This is a genomic window from Acaryochloris sp. IP29b_bin.148, assembly GCF_028285565.1.
Classification (GTDB): Bacteria; Cyanobacteriota; Cyanobacteriia; order Thermosynechococcales; family Thermosynechococcaceae; genus Acaryochloris.
This window is the reverse complement of sequence record NZ_JANQOY010000248.1, coordinates 1-17,539: the sequence shown is the minus strand read 5'-3', so window position 1 is coordinate 17,539 and position 17,539 is coordinate 1. Positions and strand designations below refer to the sequence as shown.

The window sequence follows — 17,539 nt, the reverse complement described above, 5'->3', positions numbered from 1 at the left end:
TAAAAATAGGTATAAATATTTTTACAAGTTTAAGTCAATCTGGGTTCGGCTGACAAAACTGTTCTAGTAACTTTATGCCTGTGGGGCTGATGGCAAACAAGTGCCGATCGCGATTGAATAAGGCTGAGCCAATCTGAACGGTGCGATCGCAATGGTTGCGAATATAGGTTTGCGATCGCCGATCGATTTGCGCCGTCACCGCTCCATAAATAGACTCCACCCATTGGGTCTTCCCTTGGGCATCTAAGGTGCTTAAAAATTGTAAGGCGGCTTCCATCGTTGGGCTGGTAAACAGAGATTGCACGTGCCGCTGAGGCAATCCGATATTGGCGGCATGGGCGGTGATAATTTCTTGGCGGGCGTCCGCCAAGTGATGATGGGTATGAAAAATGCCGCCTGCCAGTTTGATCAGTTTGCCATGATAGCCCAGTAATAAAATCGAAGTGATCTCCTGCGAACCCGCTTCCACCAAGAGTGGCCCTAGCCAATTCGCCGTTTTGATCAGAACCTGAGCAGGAATGCCCAAACGAGCCGCAATATCCAGCCCATTTTCCCCTAAACAGAACACGAGATTACTTTGCTGAGCTGCTTTTTGCTGTAGTTCTGCTCTAAAGACCTCTAACTGTTGAGGGGCACTCAGCGGCTGGGCAATCCCTGACGTCCCCAATAACGATAACCCTTCCACCACCCCAAAGGCAGCATTCGAGGTCCGTTCGGCCAATGCCCGCCCCTCTGGCAAGATAATGGTGACCTGAATTCGGTCCTGAGGCTGCAACCATTGCCCTAGATTGCTCCTCAGTAGCTGTTGAGCATAGGTATAGATGGCGGCTTGTTCCCCACGATTGCGATCGATCCCCACACCTTCGCCACCCGTTATGGAAATCGCTTCACTTTGCTCAGCCGCTGCCCACTCCACCAGAACCCAAAGGGGCGTTTGCCGAGTCAGATCTAAATTGTCTCCGGGATCGCTGCGGGTAATCGCCAAGGCCTGCCCAGGCCGTAAACCGGCAACTTGCTCAATGGGGATCTGAACCTGCTGTTCAGGTTGAAGTAGATTAAGACTGACTTGGGACCGCGCGGTCGAATCATAGAGCCAGCGGAGAGCTGCGATCGCACCCGCACAAGCGAAGACCGGCAAAGTATAGCCTGAGCGAGGTAGAGGAAGTGACATAGAAAAATGCCCCTTAGTTCAGAGCATTCAGAACAGGAATGTTTTATCCTTTAAAGTCGGATGCACTTAAACGGATCCAAACGTTTTTGCTTCCCCCATTTATTTTAGTTATACGAGATCCCTTAATCATTATGAAGCGCTTTGTCTCCCGTCTGCTCAGCTTAATGCTTGTAGCTTCTATGTTCTTAACAGGCTGCTCGCTTCTCTCTCCTGCGACCCTCCTATCGGGTGACTATCAGCAAGACACCATCTATGTCATTGACAATCTCAGCAATGCAATTACCTTGCCTGACGATGATCCCAATAAATCAGAGAATCAAGCAGAAGCTGGCGCTCTCATTAGTGAATATGTATCTCGATATCGCCGCAAGCCCAAATTAGCTGGTTCAGCGTCTTTTATGACCATGGCAACAGCCTTAAATGGACTAGCAGGTCATTATAAGTCATATCCCAATCGTCCTCTCCCTCAGCGTTTGAAGGAGCGACTAGAGCTAGAATTCAAACAAGCCAAAATTTCCCTCAAACGTGAATATTCTGCCTAGAACTTTACCCGAGAGGTCTACCTTATGTTCGGTCTTGGTTGGTTAGAAGTGGGGCTGATTGCGTTAGCAGCAGTCCTTCTATTTGGTCCTAAAAAGTTACCTGAGCTAGGTGCTTCTCTAGGGAAATCCCTACGGGGCTTTAAAGATGAATTGCAAGATCCTCCTGAAGAGGATCGCTCGGATGAATAGCTGAGATTAACACCACTGGCCCCTCAGGATCTTGCGCATACCCCCTGCTTTGGCAAAAGAGCAGGGGGTATCGTCTTAGCGACTCCAATGGGTGACTAGGGTTGACTGGGAGGACTAGCCGCGAGGACACCATAGTAGGGCAAGACATCTTGCCAAACAGACTGCTCTCCTGCCTGCCATTTTTGATGAGCTAAGTTGAGCATAGCCTGGCAAATTTCTCCCTGTTCTATGAAGGGGGGGGTGATGTGATGTTGAAAGGTCTCCGTAGACAAAATTTGCCGCCAATCGTCGATGGCAAAGCATTGAATGGGCTGCTCAAGGGTTAAGCGCTGACCTGTCCAGGTAAATTGTCCGCCGTAAATGGCTCCCCGCTGTCCTGGCATTTCTACCGCGATGCGATCGCCTGCATCCACCTTAGGGGAGGTCGAAGCATAGGCATAGGCTTGTGCTGCTAGGTTGGAGATTCCGTAAAGGGGAATGTGCAACTGTTGGGCCAATGTCCGTCCTGTGACAACGCCTATCCGAGTACCCGTAAAACTGCCTGGCCCTTGGGCAACCACTAGCCATTGCAAATCAGACCACTTCAATGGCTTGAGAAATGCCATTAAATGTTGATGTAACAACATAGAGATATCTCGGCCCAAATCCCAGGTTTGGGTCCGATAAACCTGATCAAAATTAGTGACCCCCAGCGTCAATACTGAGCTAGTGGTGTCCAAACCGAGAGCATACATGGAACTTCGTGACAATGATCACCTTCTCATTCTAGTAAAGCAGGTGATGATGGTTGCACACTCTTCAGCCAGCAGCGTAAAGGATAATCAGGCAGGGATATGGAACGGATTCTAGGGGATGCATTAGGAGAATTTAACGGATATAGCGGTTGGATTATTTGGAATTTGTTTCTAGCCTTTATTCCTATGACGCTGAGCTTCTGGTTATTTCGCTGGTATCACCGGACGCGATCGCTAATCTGGTGGATTGGCTTAATCGTCTTTATTGCATTTTTACCCAATGCGCCTTACCTCCTCACCGATATCATTCATCTGATTGAGGCAGCCCGCTCTACTCGCTCCGTCTGGATTGTGACGTTGATTTTTATCCCGTTACATACGTTTGCCATTTTGGCTGGCTTTGAAGCCTATGTGATCTCCTTAATCAATCAGGGGCATTATCTCAAAAAACAAGGAGTAGGCCAGTTTGTGACGTGGGCTGAAATTCTGGCTCATATTCTGTGTGCCATCGGCATTTATCTCGGTCGCTTTATCCGCTTTAACAGTTGGGACTTAATCACCAACCTCAAAAGTGTGTTGATGGTGAGTTTTAATGAATTAACGTCAAAATTTCCGGTTGTGGTCATCCTGATTACTGTCCTAGTCTTGATTCTGTTCTATTGGGTGATGAAGCAAGTCACGCTGGGGATTGCCTTAAGGATTCAGCATGCTCGCAAAATGGGGCGAGGGTTTACGTCTGACTAAGAAATCTGAACGCTCACTTTCTCATGCCAGAATGGGAGCGTGCCCCCACCTTGGAGAATCAACTATGCCTCTAGAGCGCAGGTTGTCCCGCGATGCCTTTTTGCAAAATGAGATTGTGATTTTAAAGCAGCTTTGCCTAACCCCTAGCCGAATGTTTCAACCTGGACACTACAAGGTTAGTGAATTGCCTGACGAAGCTTTCACAATGGGGTTAGTTGAACGTGCCCCCATTCCCCCCGAACAGGAGACCTCGACCTAGCAGCCTGATCATTACAAATCAGCTCTGGTACTTGTTGTACCAGAGCTGATTTAGTATGTGGTTCTTTACCAAAGCGCCTTCACAGGTGGAGGAGAGGGGGGCTCATCCCGTGTGGGTGCTGCTGAGTCTTGTTGAGGGGCAGGCCGTTCTGAAGAATTGGGTAAGGATTCTGCAGGAGTCGTGGGTTGCCCTCCCGGTTCTGAAACAGGCGTATCAGCTCCCGAAGTCGTGGGTTGTCCTCCCGGTTCTGAAACAGGTAGATCAGATCCTGGAGTAGGTGTTTCCACACCTGAAGGTACTGAAGGAGGAGTACCTCCGGGTGTTGTGGATGGTGGGACTGAACTGGGCGAAGATATTCCTCCTGGCAGTGTTCCTGATCCTGGAGAGGGAAAAGGGACAGGGAAGGGAATTGGACTAGAACCGTCAGGAGTCGTTTCACCTGGAGTAGGTTCTGGTCCTGGTTCCGGCTCAGGTTCAGGTTGAGGTTCAGGCCCAGGTTCAGGTTGAGGTTCCGGCTCGGGTTGAGGTTCAGGTTGAGGCTCCGGTCCTGGTCCTGGTTCTGGCTCGGGTTGAGGTTCCGGTTCGGGTTGAGGTTCAGGTTCCGGTTCCGGCTCGGGTCCTGGTTCGGGTTCAGGTTGAGGTTCCGGCTCGGGTCCTGGTTCCGGCTCTGGTTCAGGTTCTGGTTCCGGCTCGGGTCCTGGTTCCGGCTCTGGTTCCGGTTCTGGTTCCGGCTCCGGTTCGGGCTCCGGCTCCGGTCCTGGTTCTGGTTCCGGCTCGGGTTGAGGTTCCGGCTCGGGTTGAGGTTCCGGCTCAGGTTCCGGTTCCGGCTCAGGCTCGGGTTGAGGTTGAGGCTCGGGTTCTACAACTGTATTTTCAGAAGCTTCATTATCATCTGGATCTGGATCATCTTCATTCCCTTTGGCACTAGCGGAATTCGTCAAAGTGCCAGGAGAATCGGCTTTGACCGTTACTTCTAGGACTGCACTCTCACCATTGGCCAAATCAATAGGGTTACATGTGATCGTTCCGCTTGCTTCAGTACAGGTTAAAAGGTTACTGCTATCTTCGGCTGAGACAAAAGTAACTCCTGAAGGCAGAGTGTCTGTTAACACTACGCCAGTGGCTGGATCAGGACCGTTATTCGTAACTGAAATTTTGTAGGTAATCGTATCTCCTACGGCAACTGGATCAGCGGCATCTTTTTTCTCAACCGTAAGATTGGCCTCGTTACTGACTGTTGTACTGATCTTGGTATCGTTATTACTTTTATCAATTTCAACTAAGTCGCTCAGGGGACTATCTACAGAGGCTGAGTTGACGATTTCTCCTTCTTGGGTGGGAGAGACTACTATTTCTATGTTGACAACTTGATCTTTGACGAGATCGCCTAGATTACAGGTAATCGTTCCACTGGAGTCCGAACAGTTACTAGGTAGCGTAACGACATTGACCCCAGCAGGAAGAGTATCAGTAACGGTGACGCCTTCAGCTATGTCAGGACCAAAGTTAGTGACGGTCAGGGTATAAGTCAAATTTCCACCAGCACTGACTGGATCAGCGGACTCCGCCTTGGTGATCCCTAAGTCATACTCCGTAATTTTGAGGGGAGTTGGATCAAAAAATTCTCCACTATCTGGATAATCTGAGAGTAAGGTTTTTGAACCATCTGGACCGGGTGGAATTTGGTCTCCCGATAAGGAGGCTTGGTTAAAAACAACTGCAAATTCTGCATTTTCAGGAATTTGTACATCAACCGTAATTTGCCCAGATTGACCAGCTGGAATGGTTAAGCCCTTGATATTGAAGGTTTTGTTATCTGCGGAAAAATCAACTGTGCCTCCAAACGGATTATTCACAGATTGGGGTTGATACACTCGCCCATCCGTAGCAGGCATACTATCTGCAAAATCTACGGTCAGCGGGAATCCATTGGGATTCACCACATTGTAGGTATAGGTAACAATGCCCCCTGGTTTAATGGCGGTTGGAGAAACCGTTTTCTCGATTTTAGGAGCCCCTGTACAAGAAGCCCCATCATTTGCACTCACTACAGGGCCATCACTTAGGAAGGTAGAAGATCCGGTTCCAGATTGGACATCAAATCGATAAAATTCGCCGTTGTTGTGATAGCCAAATAAGTTACCAAAGGCATCAAAGTAGGTCCCCCCCACGGCTTTGCTGAGGGGCGTTTTTTGAGGCTGAAATGTAACATTGCCCGTAGTTGGGTCAATCACAGCAACTTGATCTTTGCTTGGACTGACACCGTAGAGTTTGCCATCTACAGGGTTGAAGGCAATATCAGCAACGCCTGGATTGGCTGACAGATTAATGGTTTGGAGATACTGAGCAGTTGCTCCTGAAACATCTAATAAGTGGAGTCGATTCCCTCGCTGAATATAATATGTCCCATCAGGAGCGACATCCCCGGAGAAACTTGAACTAGGTAGATTGGATGGAATTCCCAAAGAGGTTGCAACACCGCTGGCATCAATTCTAAAAACTTCACCCGTCTGAGGATGGATCCCGTAAATAAATCCATCTTGGACATTGAAACCAATGGCGTTGTATCTGATATCAGGGCTGGTCGTACCAATAGGAGTTAGTTGGTAGGGAGTCTGACTGGTATCAACCACATAAAGTTGTGTTGGGGAACTACCTGTTTCGCCCAGCGCCAGAAAAAATTTACCATCACAGACAAAAGGTTGCCCTTTATTCTCTTGGGCAATTGCAACATCGCCTAAGGTAACTAATGTAAGTAGAAAGGTACTTAGTGGAACTTGTAAAGCCAGTAAATTTAGCCAACGCAACATGGTCACTCCTTACTTCAAAAATTATGTGTGGTTGGTTTCACTGGGTTTAGAAAGGTGAGGCTTGATTTGCACTAGAATCTCGCCAAAAATCTTCAATGTACTCAAAGATTTACAGTTTTTTAGGTGAGTCTACTATATTAGTCCAAGTTTGGAACTTAAATTCTGTACCTCGTATAAAATTACGTATTGAAATGTAATCGACCTAAATCAACGACTGCTGATGGGATTTACAGACATCAAAAATTTAATTAGGGAGAATGACAAATAATTCAAAGATTTGAAACTAATCGCGAAATAGATAGCCATAGGCAAAAGCTTAGTCAGAGACTTTGTAATTTATACAGTTCCTATTTCGCTCACTTAGTGGGTCAGCATCTATGCGTAATTTGTTGATACAAGACTTGGCAAACTTCTATTGAACCCTTGTTTACAAAGATGGTTATGTTGAGAATACCCAGCTGACACAATATCTTGTGCAATCTCCAAAAATATAGGAAACGGATAAAATCAGCAGGGATGAGATATGGCTACGGCCTGTCTTGACATTGACGCTCGATAAAGATTCAGGCTCTACTAATAATTCTGCGAGAAGATTAATTAACTTGTATCCATTAAAAATTGCTGTTAACAGGAGAAACATATGGTGCAGCCCCCCCAACTCTTACTGGTATTGTTGTGCTCCTTCGGATTGGGGGTAGGGACAATGCCGCTTACTGCCACCGCTTTACCTGCAGAACAAGCGTCTTCCCAAGCGAACGACCGGGGACTTATTCATGTCAAAAGTACGCATTCAGTTCCGAACACAGCGGAGCAGTTGGTGCATGTACTTGAGGCTAAAGGCATGACTGTTTTTACCCGCATTAACCATGCCGCTGGGGCTCAAGCAGTGGGACAGTCCCTGCGTCCTACGGAAGTTGTGGTGTTTGGCAATCCTAAAGTGGGAACGCCGCTGATGCAATGTAGTCCGACTGCTGCGATCGATCTACCGCAAAAAGCCTTGATTTGGGAAGATAAACAGGGGCAAGTTTGGCTGTCCTATAACAACCCCAAGTATTTGGCACAACGACATCAAATCGAGAACTGTGGAGAGGTTTTAGCCAAAATAGAGCAAGCATTATCTAAATTTGCTCAGGCAGCCACACAGCCTTAAGCCTTGTCCAGCATGAATGCTGTTCAACTGGGCTAGACGTTCTGGGGCAATCTCTATGCTGTTAGGGGTGAGAAATACTTGGATAGCTGATATCCCATTTCCCTTTTGGGGGGGGCTGAGCTTAATCATTCTGGGGGTGGTCGTGTGGCTACTGCCCAAGTGGCAGGTCAGTCCCTTAGATAAGCAGGTAGACATTCGCGATCGCGCCTTTATTGAAGATGCCCATCGTCGAACGTTAATTCAGGCCCTGGGTGGCTTATTCTTTCTAACCACTGCTTACCTCAGCCGCCGAAACCTTTTGATTACTGAGGGTAAAGAGGTCACGGAGCGCTTTAGTAAGGCCGTTGAACTGCTTGGAGATGAGCGCTTAGAAGTCCGCTTGGGGGGTATCTACTTATTAGAGCGGGTCGCCAAAGATTCCCCCTCGGATCACTGGATTGTGATGGAAGTGCTGACCTCCTATATTCGGGATAAGGCAACGCTGCGGGGCCAACGGACAGCCCTGCCCACGGATATCCAAGCCGCCCTCACTGTCATTAGTCGCCGTAATGTGCAGAATGATTTACTGGGAGGGCAGCTCGATTTAAGTAAAACAGATCTTAGTCGATCTGAACTCGCTCAAGCACATTTGGATAATGCCAATTTGCAAGCGGCTAACTTATCCGAGGCCAATCTTAGGGGGGCCTATCTTAATGGTGCTAACTTCACCCAAGTGAATGCGCACCGCATTGATCTAAGCACCGCTCAAATCAGCAAAGCAGACTGCAGCGGCACCAACTTCAGCCAAGCCAAGTTGTTTGACGCCGATCTAGATGCAGCTAATTTACTGAACAGTAACTTCAGTGAAGCCCATCTCACCAAAGCCAATCTAAGTGCAACAACTCTCGTGGATGCAAATTTGCAGCGGGCAGATTTTACCAAGGCTAACCTGACTGAGGCCAATCTGATTGGTGCCAATCTCAGGGAAACGAATTTCATGGAAGCCAATCTCAGAAAGGCGGATTTCCGCTCCACAGAGAACTTAACGATAGAGCAGATTCAATCTGCCGCTTATGCTGATGCCATCTTTAATCAAGCGTTTCAAGACTTACTACAGGCAGAAAAGGAGCTTGGCAAAGAACCCTTGAACTAGAATGGGCTTATATTGCGCTCCACTTCCACGTACCATAAAGGCTTCTTGAATTGGTCGTTGCTAGCGGTGGAATTATGTCATCCCCCCCACAGGATCGCTACTATCAGTTAATCGATAATTTGCTAACGGCATACTTAAAGGGCAAATTCCCGAGTATTCCTCTGTTAGAGCAGGCCCTAGCTGCCGAATTAGAGCGATTAAAATCAGAAGTAGCCGTTGATGCCAAATACTTGCAACACTGCTTGTCTGATCGCAAACAGTCCTTACAATCCCAACTGAGCAATCCGGATACCACGGCACAGGCCAAAGCAGAACGCTCTCTGCGAGGACTCAGCGCGATCCAAAAAGCCTGGCAGCAGTTGGCCCAAGAAACCCAGGCCAATAATGCGATCGCAGATGCAGTCACCCATCTTGGGCAAGCGGAAGACACTGATCAAGCCCTATTGCGATTCGTTCAAGCGGTTGACCCCAATCGTAATCCGGCCTTAACGCCCCAAGACTTGAAGCAGTTGGCTGCCGCGCTGAAGCAGAAAAAGCAAACTAGCCGTGTCCAAGCCCAACGTCTAGAACAGTTAGCAACGGGCTTAACTCAAGGGTTGGCCACCTGCGCAAAGCTCCAAGTTCATGTGTTGGGTTGGATCTTTGATGATCCGAAAAAAGCTGGGCTCAATCTTGGCGATAATCCTTGGGACTATTGGGCAAGGAAGATAGTGCCGGTTGCCCAGCCGACTCAGACCATTGGCTTTGGGTTAACGTCGGCCCCACCTGTGGTCAAGCCTTCTCTTCCGCAGACTGTTTTTCAAGTTCTATCGAAGCCCAATCGTTCGGTACAGCAATGGGCCAGCCAGCTTTCCACCTATCGTCTACAGGACTGGGTGGAACTATTGATGGTCATGCAATTCCTACAAAGGGGGCTGGTATCCTGGTTTGATCAGCAAGCCTTTGATCCGAAGGTCGGCCCCAAACAGTCCATTTCTACCTATTTAACCTTTGCCAATATTTGGCTGGCGATCGCAACAGGAATGCAAGCACGCGCTCCCCAGGACTCCCTGGGAGAAGCCTGTTTTCAAATTACGCTCCAGACCTTACGCAGCTTTGCCAAGCAATCTTATTTTCCCTTGTACGGCGGCATCTTTGCCGCCTTTGATGGTGGGTATTTGCGCACAACCTTAGATTATCTTGACGTGCCACTGCAACAGGTTGAAGGTACACAGGAGAAGGCCCGTATCCTCACCTTGTTGGGCTATTCTCAACGGGCAATGGGGCAGTACGACCAAGCGTTCAAGTTTCATCAGGACGCCTTAGATATTGCTCGTGCTGCTGAGGATAGAGCCTGTGAAATTGCCAATCTCAACCATCTCAGCCGGACCCATATTGCCCAGAAAGACTATGCGCAAGCGATCAACTTTGCTCAACGGGCTTTAATGATGAGTCGTGAGCGAGGCGAGCGGTTGGGCCAAGCCAATGCTTTAGCGAATCTCGGGTTTGCGCAAGTGTTTGCCGCCCAGCAATTAGAACGGGCTGAATCGGATCACTATGCGATCGCAATCTCCTATCTCCAGCAAGGACTAGAGTTGGCAGAGAAACTGGACGATTACCTCAGTCAGGCCCTCTGCCACAGCAGCCTCGGATCAGCCTATCTGGTGTTATCTCAATCCCAGGACGCCATTTATCATTTGGAAGCGGGATTGCAGGCAGCACATGCATCTGGAGATTTATATCTTCGGGGGTTGAATTGCCTGAATTTAGCTGAAGCCTTTTACGCCATCGATCAAGAAAACGCAGCCGTGTATTATGGCTGTTCGGGACTCTGCCTGCTCAACACCATTGAGTCGCCCGACTGGACTCAAGCTGCGGGATTACTGATCGTTCTGAAAGGGAAAATTGGGTCAGAAACCTTCCAAGACATCTTGCAGCAAGAGAGATCTCGGATTGAACAAGCGATTGGAGTAGATGGATATACCCAAATTCCAACGTTGCTAGAGCAATATGGGCAGCGTTAAGACCTATATCATTCGAGATATATATCTATATTGATATAAAAATTGGTGGATTGGATCGTCTCAAGGCGAACGAAAAATGGCTAAAGGCCCACTCTTACAGGAAGTATGGGATAGTCTCTCTGACGAGCGCAAAAAGCGTATCCAGACCTGCACCGATGAATTAGATGCAGAGTTATCTGACATTGCAGGAGTTGAGAAAGATGGCAAGGCTAATACGGCATCTGAGCACAATCCTTAAACGTTAATTTTTGATCTCTGTATTGACCACAACAATGCAGGTTTTCTGCACTTGGGCCAGCATTTTGGCAAAGGCAGGCGTTTTTCTGCCGCGGCCATCCACAATTTTGCGGAGAACATATCCACCCACTGGAATCAGCCGAAAGAAGATCGTATTTTTTCGATCCCAGGCTTCACCCTTGAGGCTCTCTGGTGTTTGCGTCATAGTGAATTCTGTGATCCATCGGGGGACCCGAAAACCCAGGATTTTAGGAATAACAACTGCATGTCTCAAGGTTTCATCCTCAAACCGAATTTCATAGACTAGTTGCAGAATCTTCACAAGCTTGAGCAAGCTTCGTCCTGCCAGCGAAGGATGGAATGTCCACTGCTGTGGACCAAATACGGGAAGCTGGAGGGTACGTGTTTGAGCATCCCAAACTGTGTTTAGGGTTAAGCAATCATCTGGTAAATCATTCCCATCCATAAAATAGATGCCCTGTAGGACCTTAGGCAGATCAGAGCCTTGTCCCGTTGACATCCATCGATTAATCGTCTCAAATTTTTGCTCGGCCACAATGGCACGATTCAACGTTAAAGTTGTCAAGGTATCACCTCACAGTTGGATTAGAGTCGTTTAATGAATGATTCTGTGGGGAATTGGGCAGAAACGAATGGTTAGAGGTCTTTTTCCGTAAGTACTGTCTAGCATTGTCTTCGCAATGACTCCAACAGCTTTGAATGACTGCTCTAGGCAGGGTTCGATCAGACCGCTTTGTGAGAAATCGTCTTTTTTGCGGGGAATTATAGGACTTGCTTTTATGGCTGATGGGGCTGCATCAGCACTGCTTATCTGCACCCATGTTCGATGCAGGGGATGTCCGAAAACTTCTATCACTCAACATTAGACAAGATAGTTGGCCTCCCTGCCAATGATCACTATCACGGTTTACCGCAGCCCAGGATCACTTATGGCTAAAAGCTGGCTGTTATAGCATCATGCAGGTTGTTTGGAAGCGTGCTGACCTCACCCGCAAGGATGAATGATGCGAAAGCCTGCTTGTTGACGGGGACTAAAGTTGTGCATATTTTGGGCGTCCCAAACGATGGATTGGGGGCTGATTTCAATTCAATTTAAATAGGGAGATTAGCGGCTGTTTTTGGCGCTAAATGTTAGTTTCAATCTAATCTTAGGGAACATTAAAATGCGACATTTAGCCCTGCCCGTCAACCGCTTGGAAATTGATATGGAATTTCGACTACAGTCTAGGCTAAATCCCTGTTGCGCTGGCTTATCCATTGACTAAATAGCCCATTATGCGTTTACAATTGAGCTTTTTGAAAACTATAAATAGCCCGATTGGGAGCTAGAACCAGCTATAGATAAATTTTTTCTGTTTCACCCACGCGATCTGATTTTTTATTTTTTAGGAGATATTTAATGGCCACAAAACAGAAACTGCTTATTCCAGGTATTATCGCGGGTGCAGTCGCGATCGGGGGGATTGCCGCCTACTTTTACCTCAAGGTAATTCCTGCGCAGCAAGGAACCAGCTCTGTGGCTAGCGCCGAAATTGTACCCGATGAAGCTTGGATGGCTGGCTACATCGATATTACGTCTGATTCATGGGATAAGCTCCGGGACTTCGGCACACCAGAAGCACAAGATATTGTGTTTGGTGGTTTCGACGCAATGACGGCAGATATCAAGGAAAGTTTGGCCAAAGAGAAGCTGGACTATGACAAAGATATTAAGCCCTGGCTGGGCAGCGTTATGTTTGCGATGGTGCCGGCTGCGGAAAAGGTTGCCCTCACACCAGGCGCAGACAAGATTCCAGAGCCTGCTGAACCTGGCATGTTGGTGGTCGTCGGTATTAAGGACAAGGCAGAAGCCCTAAGCTTTGCCAACAAAATGCGGCAAAAGGACAACCTAGAAGTTAAGGAAACCGAGCACAAAGGCGTCAAAATTCTAGAAGTAGAGAGTACGGGGTCTCCCAGCTTTGTCGCTATTCTTGAACATCATTTGGCAGTGTCCAATAAACAGGACGTGGTCAAAAAAGCCATTGATTCCTCTAAAGGGGACCCTTCACTCGCCTCTGATGGCGATGCCAAGCGGGCATTGGAAGAGAGCATGAAGATGGATAATCCCGTTGCCCAATTCTTTATTCCTGATTATGGCCAACTGATTGAACAAGCCTCTGCCTTTAATCCCAACAATCCTTTACCCCCTCAATTGAGAGACCAACTTGATCAGATTAAGTCGGTATCTGTGGGGATGGGGATTGATAATGATGGGGTGCGATTCCGAGCCATCACGAAGGTTGATCCGAATGCCTTTAAGTGGGACTTTAAGCCCATTCAAGGTAAGATTATTTCTCAATTTCCTGACAATACATTGCTTTCAGCTAATGGTGGCAATTTGAGTCAGCAATGGCAGTATACGGTTGAGCAATTGGAAAGCCTGCCTGAATTCAAAGAAGGCCTAGATCAAGTGAGGCAGCAAATCCGCTCTACCACCCAGCTTGACTTGGACAAAGACATTATTGGTTGGATGGATAAGGAAGTTGGCCTCGCCCTGATCCCCGGTAATGAAGGGCTGCTACAATCCGTTGGGTTTGGGGGGACGTTTGTGTTCAAAACTAGCGATCGCAAAAAAGCCGAGGCCACCTTTGCTAAATTTGATGACCTTGCCAAACAAAGTAATGTCCCTGTAAATAAGGGCAAAATTGGCAATGTAGAGGTGACTCAGTGGCAATTCCCACCTACCAAGGAAACGCTAGTGGGGCATGGCTGGTTAGATAATGAAACCGTCTTTTTTGCCATTGGTGATCCCATTATTCAGACGATGGCCTCTAAACCCCAGAAAACCTTGGATCAAAGTGAAACCTTTAAGGCTGTCACAAAGTCTCTACCCCAATCCAATTCGGGGTATTTCTACGTCAATATGGATGAGGCCAATAAGGTGATTCTTAGCAATCCAGCCATTCAAGGGCAAGGTCTGATCACGGCTGAAGCTGAAGCCATTATGAAATCGATTCGCGGGGTTGGCATTGCCAGTACCCAGATTGACAAGTCCACCTATACCGGTGATATGTTGCTAGCCCTCAAGCCCAAATCATAAGTTAATAGCCACCCATCGTGGCCATCCAGAAAATCGTTCGAGGACAAGTTCTTGAACGATTTTCTATTTTCGTAGCGCCCTGCTCAAGTTAGTAGAGCCGAGCTAGCGTTTTGGTCCTTTACCCGTAGATACGGTGACATTAGGGCTTTCAGTTCCACCTGAACTCAGGGTTGTGCGGATATTGGCCGTGGGGCGTTTATCAGCCACATACTGTTCTATGGCCGTTGTTCGACTTTTGAGTAAGGCCAAGGCCCGCGCGCTACTAGAATCGACAAAGGTTGCATCAATTCTGATGGTATCTTCCTGGCCTGCAGCCTCAAGGATTTCATCCAACACAGACTTTGCCTGTGAGTTGAGCTGTGCGGACCCCACCTCAAAGTTAATGGACGTTTTAGTTTGGCTGGCGGGAGCTGGGGTTGATGGTTTGGGGGCAGGTGGGCGGTTGGGAGAGGCGGCGGCTTGAGGGACAGGAGCGGCCTGCAAAGCTGGGCAGCTCGCAGCGGCATCTGAACTGGCTAGATCGGCAACGAATCGACCTTCATAAAGCTGATCGGTATTACTTGGTATTGCAGAAAGACGACCGCTCCCATATAAAACCTTGGCGGTATAGTCGAGGCGTTGGCGCAAGAGCTGAGTCGGTCCATTCATCCAATGGTTGGCGCAGTTAGCATCAAAGAAATAGACCCCTTGAAGAAAATTCAGCGCTTCGGAAGGCGTCAGATTCCCCAATTGCTCGAACTGCTGTCGCAAGGCTGTTTTATCAACCGAATTCCTGGCCATATGCTCGTAGTAGGCTTTCACGAACTGCTGGACCTTATTTGGATTATTTTTCAGGACTTGAGGCGAAGCAACGACTACATCAACAATCGATCGCTGCACATTGGCAGAGGAGAGGGAGGGCACATATCCCTTTCTGCGTGCCTGAGTGACATGAGGCTCCCAAAAGATCCCGGCAACGATTTTCTCGCCAGGCCGGGGATTTTGAAACCGCTGCCATGCGGTGGAAGAATCGTCCACGCGAATAATATTGAATTTTTCCAGGGCAAATTCTGGAGACTTATCTGCCAATAGGATGCTCAAATACTCACTCGGCGTATTCCCGGCAAAAATAATCGACAGCAGTTCTCCTTGCTGCACGGCTTGGGTGGCAGCCAGGTTTAAGGACTGGATATCCTTCACTTGTGGGAACTGCTTATTATTGAGGACAAGGCGATCCGCGCCCCGAGTCCAATCCCACATGGCGACAATTTTGCCTTTACTGGGCGTTTCAAATAGTTGATTGATGGTGGTGACCATAAAATCAACCTCGCCTGTGGAGAGGATTTGCGATCGCATCTTCTGATCTAATTCATCCGCATAGCCAATGGTGATGTCAGCGGCTTTCAGTTTCTGCTGAAATTGCGGGTCCCACAGGGTGCTATAGCCCAAAAACGTATCCCCTAGCACCTTAACGTTAGCAGGACCAGCGCTCACGGTAGGGGGAAGCGATCGTTTCCAAGGACCGATAATAAATGCGATCGCAGCACTAACTGCCCCTGCTAGCAGCAAAAAGCTGAAAAGAACGGTTTTTTTGTTTAATCGTTTGGCTTTACCTTCAGGCTGTAGCGCAGAACGAGATCGGGCTGCCTTCTTATGCTTGGGCTTGTCGTAAAGTGGAGCCCCGCAGACGATGCATTGGGTCATGCTCATCCGGGTTACAAAGTCACATTGCCAACAATATTTACGATTGCTTTCGTTGCCAGCTTTATTTTTAATATCTAGTTCGGTTGCCAATAGAATGCCCCCTCATCATTCATGGTTCCTATTATATAGATATATTAGGTGTTTATCCGAGGCTATGCGTCCGAAAATCTTTATTCTACGCTTATAAGATACTCTCTACGCAGTAATAATACAGGAGAAGCTATTTCTCATGGTAATTAACCTATCTGTCGGAGCAGAGTTAGCTTGCCCCTCTCATTGAGACTACGGCAATTTGTTTCAGGTGTAGTCTCAACCACAGATGATAATGCCAGCCATAAAACTGCATATCCAGAAGATATGCTTCAGATTCAGCACAAGCAAGTCAGCGTGACTTGGCAACTGTTTCAAGATTTTCTGGACTGTGGGCAAATGTACGAATGAGGTTAGAGCTTGGGAGCCTGTTTGTGCCATTCTGTCGATTGTTCATAGGCATAGGCAGCTTGCAGTACCTGATCTTCCCGCAAGACATTACCAACCATCTGCAGGCCAATCGGTAACCCTTGATCATCAAAGCCACAGGGCAGGCTCAGACCCGGTAATCCTGCTAAATTCACAGGAATCGTCATTAAGTCAGAGAGATACATGCTTAAGGGATCAGCCGTTTTCTCGCCTGCTTTAAATGCGGTTGTGGGCGTGGTGGGACAGACCAAAACATCCACGCTCTCAAACGCCTTTTCGAAATCTTCCTTGATTAACGTGCGGACTTTTTGGGCTTTCAGATAATAAGCATCGTAATAGCCCGCAGACAGAGCATAGGTGCCAATCATAATCCGACGTTTTACTTCAGCGCCGAACCCTTCTGCCCGAGTATTGGTATACATGGACATCAGATCATCGGGGTTATCGGTGCGGTAGCCGTACTTAACGCCATCGTAGCGGGCTAGGTTGGCAGAGGCTTCCGATGGGGCAATCACATAGTACGTAGGCAGCCCATAGCGGAAGCGAGGACAGGAAATCTCTTGCACTTCAGCGCCCAGCTCAGCTAATTGATCGATTGCCTTGCGAACGGCCTTTTCGACGACTGCATCCAGTCCTTCCCCAAAGGTTTCGGTGATCACGCCCACCTTTTTCCCTTTGAGGTCGGGAATCAGAGACTTGGAATAATCTGGAATTTCGACCTTAAGACTGGTGGAGTCTTGGGGGTCATAACCTGCAATTTCTTGGAGAAGGATGGCGGCATCTTCCACCGTGCGACCAAAGGGACCAATTTGGTCCAAGGAAGAGGCATAGGCCACCAGGCCAAAGCGAGATACCAAGCCATAGGTAGGCTTGAGGCCGACTACGCCACAGAGGGCTGCAGGCTGTCGAATAGAACCACCTGTATCCGAGCCAATCGAAACCACACATTCATCAGCGGCTACGGCTGCCGCCGAGCCCCCCGAGGATCCGCCCGGTACTCGGGACACATCCCAGGGATTGCCAGTGATCTGGTAGGCAGAGTTCTCTGTGGAGCTGCCCATGGCAAATTCATCTAGGTTGGTTTTACCTACCATGACTGCCCCCGCAGCCGCCAGCTTTTGGGTTACTGTAGACTCGTAAGGGGGAATAAAGTTTTTAAGGATTTTTGACCCACAGGTTGTAGCAATTCCTTTGGTACACATATTATCTTTGATACCAATGGGAATTCCCGCTAGTAAACCAATCTCTTCCCCCGCAGCTAACTTAGCATCGACCTGTTTAGCTTGGGCGAGTGCTTGGTCAGCAGTAATGGCCAAAAAACTATGG

15 protein-coding genes are annotated in these 17,539 nt (G+C 48.2%); 9 read left to right on the top strand and 6 right to left on the bottom strand.

Annotated features, from left to right (window positions below):
* Positions 1–34 precede the first annotated feature (34 nt).
* On the bottom strand, positions 35–1,171 hold the full coding sequence (gene cbiD, locus Q0986_RS22480; RefSeq protein WP_299416399.1) for a cobalt-precorrin-5B (C(1))-methyltransferase CbiD: 1,137 nt from the start codon (positions 1,169–1,171) through the stop codon (positions 35–37).
* A gap of 38 nt (positions 1,172–1,209) precedes the next feature.
* Between cbiD and psb27 the strand changes: the two genes are divergently transcribed.
* On the top strand, positions 1,210–1,713 hold the full coding sequence (psb27, locus tag Q0986_RS22475) for a photosystem II protein Psb27 (protein WP_366918664.1): 504 nt from the start codon (positions 1,210–1,212) through the stop codon (positions 1,711–1,713).
* 24 nt (positions 1,714–1,737) lie between these two features.
* Complete coding sequence (locus Q0986_RS22470) at positions 1,738–1,902, top strand: twin-arginine translocase TatA/TatE family subunit (RefSeq protein WP_299416395.1); 165 nt, start codon at positions 1,738–1,740, stop codon at positions 1,900–1,902.
* 95 nt (positions 1,903–1,997) lie between these two features.
* Here Q0986_RS22470 and tsaB read toward each other — a convergent pair whose 3' ends face one another.
* Positions 1,998–2,651, bottom strand: a complete 654-nt coding sequence (gene tsaB, locus Q0986_RS22465; protein WP_299416391.1) for a tRNA (adenosine(37)-N6)-threonylcarbamoyltransferase complex dimerization subunit type 1 TsaB — start codon at positions 2,649–2,651, stop codon at positions 1,998–2,000.
* A gap of 84 nt (positions 2,652–2,735) precedes the next feature.
* On the opposite strand from tsaB, the gene Q0986_RS22460 reads away from it, so the two are divergent.
* Together Q0986_RS22460 and Q0986_RS22455 are read left to right on the top strand one after the other, a co-directional pair.
* Positions 2,736–3,380 carry a DUF1361 domain-containing protein gene (locus Q0986_RS22460; RefSeq protein ID WP_299416387.1) on the top strand — a complete coding sequence of 215 codons (645 nt, stop codon included), beginning with the start codon at positions 2,736–2,738 and terminating at the stop codon, positions 3,378–3,380.
* Between the two features lie 64 nt (positions 3,381–3,444).
* Positions 3,445–3,639: a hypothetical protein gene (locus Q0986_RS22455; RefSeq protein ID WP_299416383.1), complete on the top strand. Its 195-nt coding sequence runs from the start codon at positions 3,445–3,447 to the stop codon at positions 3,637–3,639.
* Between the two features lie 65 nt (positions 3,640–3,704).
* On the opposite strand, the gene Q0986_RS22450 is transcribed toward Q0986_RS22455, so the two are convergent.
* The gene (locus Q0986_RS22450) at positions 3,705–6,449 is read right to left on the bottom strand and encodes a hypothetical protein (protein WP_299416381.1); all 2,745 of its coding nucleotides are present in this window, start codon (positions 6,447–6,449) and stop codon (positions 3,705–3,707) included.
* 703 nt (positions 6,450–7,152) lie between these two features.
* On the opposite strand from Q0986_RS22450, the gene Q0986_RS22445 reads away from it, so the two are divergent.
* The 4 genes from Q0986_RS22445 to Q0986_RS22430 all read left to right on the top strand — a co-directional run bounded on the left by Q0986_RS22445 (position 7,153) and on the right by Q0986_RS22430 (position 10,972).
* Entirely contained in the window at positions 7,153–7,599 is a 447-nt protein-coding gene (locus Q0986_RS22445) for a DUF302 domain-containing protein (protein ID WP_366918666.1), read from the top strand.
* A gap of 55 nt (positions 7,600–7,654) precedes the next feature.
* Positions 7,655–8,731 (top strand): pentapeptide repeat-containing protein, encoded by a 1,077-nt coding sequence (locus Q0986_RS22440; protein ID WP_299416373.1) that lies wholly within the window; start codon positions 7,655–7,657, stop codon positions 8,729–8,731.
* Between the two features lie 74 nt (positions 8,732–8,805).
* A complete protein-coding gene (locus Q0986_RS22435) occupies positions 8,806–10,734 on the top strand; it encodes a tetratricopeptide repeat protein (protein ID WP_299416371.1) in 1,929 nt (642 codons plus the stop codon).
* Positions 10,735–10,810: 76 nt separating this feature from the next.
* A complete protein-coding gene (locus Q0986_RS22430) occupies positions 10,811–10,972 on the top strand; it encodes a hypothetical protein (protein WP_299416367.1) in 162 nt (53 codons plus the stop codon).
* Between the two features lie 3 nt (positions 10,973–10,975).
* Here Q0986_RS22430 and Q0986_RS22425 read toward each other — a convergent pair whose 3' ends face one another.
* Positions 10,976–11,557: a hypothetical protein gene (locus tag Q0986_RS22425; RefSeq protein ID WP_299416364.1), complete on the bottom strand. Its 582-nt coding sequence runs from the start codon at positions 11,555–11,557 to the stop codon at positions 10,976–10,978.
* 834 nt (positions 11,558–12,391) lie between these two features.
* On the opposite strand from Q0986_RS22425, the gene Q0986_RS22420 reads away from it, so the two are divergent.
* On the top strand, positions 12,392–14,071 hold the full coding sequence (locus tag Q0986_RS22420; protein WP_299416361.1) for a DUF3352 domain-containing protein: 1,680 nt from the start codon (positions 12,392–12,394) through the stop codon (positions 14,069–14,071).
* 102 nt (positions 14,072–14,173) lie between these two features.
* Here Q0986_RS22420 and Q0986_RS22415 read toward each other — a convergent pair whose 3' ends face one another.
* Positions 14,174–15,844, bottom strand: a complete 1,671-nt coding sequence (locus tag Q0986_RS22415; RefSeq protein ID WP_299416358.1) for a nitrate ABC transporter substrate-binding protein — start codon at positions 15,842–15,844, stop codon at positions 14,174–14,176.
* 353 nt (positions 15,845–16,197) lie between these two features.
* On the bottom strand, positions 16,198–17,539 hold a 1,342-nt coding region (gene gatA / locus Q0986_RS22410), incomplete at its 5' end, for an Asp-tRNA(Asn)/Glu-tRNA(Gln) amidotransferase subunit GatA (RefSeq protein WP_299416354.1).

Coding starts and splice junctions, on each gene's coding strand:
- Q0986_RS22445 (WP_366918666.1), top strand. CDS start 7,153: ATGCCGCTTACTGCCACCGCTTTACCTGCAGAACAAGCGTCTTCCCAA.
- Q0986_RS22440 (WP_299416373.1), top strand. CDS start 7,655: ATGCTGTTAGGGGTGAGAAATACTTGGATAGCTGATATCCCATTTCCC.
- Q0986_RS22460 (WP_299416387.1), top strand. CDS start 2,736: ATGGAACGGATTCTAGGGGATGCATTAGGAGAATTTAACGGATATAGC.
- psb27 (WP_366918664.1), top strand. CDS start 1,210: ATGTTTTATCCTTTAAAGTCGGATGCACTTAAACGGATCCAAACGTTT.
- Q0986_RS22420 (WP_299416361.1), top strand. CDS start 12,392: ATGGCCACAAAACAGAAACTGCTTATTCCAGGTATTATCGCGGGTGCA.
- Q0986_RS22435 (WP_299416371.1), top strand. CDS start 8,806: ATGTCATCCCCCCCACAGGATCGCTACTATCAGTTAATCGATAATTTG.
- Q0986_RS22450 (WP_299416381.1), bottom strand. CDS start 6,449: ATGTTGCGTTGGCTAAATTTACTGGCTTTACAAGTTCCACTAAGTACC.
- cbiD (WP_299416399.1), bottom strand. CDS start 1,171: ATGTCACTTCCTCTACCTCGCTCAGGCTATACTTTGCCGGTCTTCGCT.
- Q0986_RS22470 (WP_299416395.1), top strand. CDS start 1,738: ATGTTCGGTCTTGGTTGGTTAGAAGTGGGGCTGATTGCGTTAGCAGCA.
- Q0986_RS22430 (WP_299416367.1), top strand. CDS start 10,811: ATGGCTAAAGGCCCACTCTTACAGGAAGTATGGGATAGTCTCTCTGAC.
- Q0986_RS22455 (WP_299416383.1), top strand. CDS start 3,445: ATGCCTCTAGAGCGCAGGTTGTCCCGCGATGCCTTTTTGCAAAATGAG.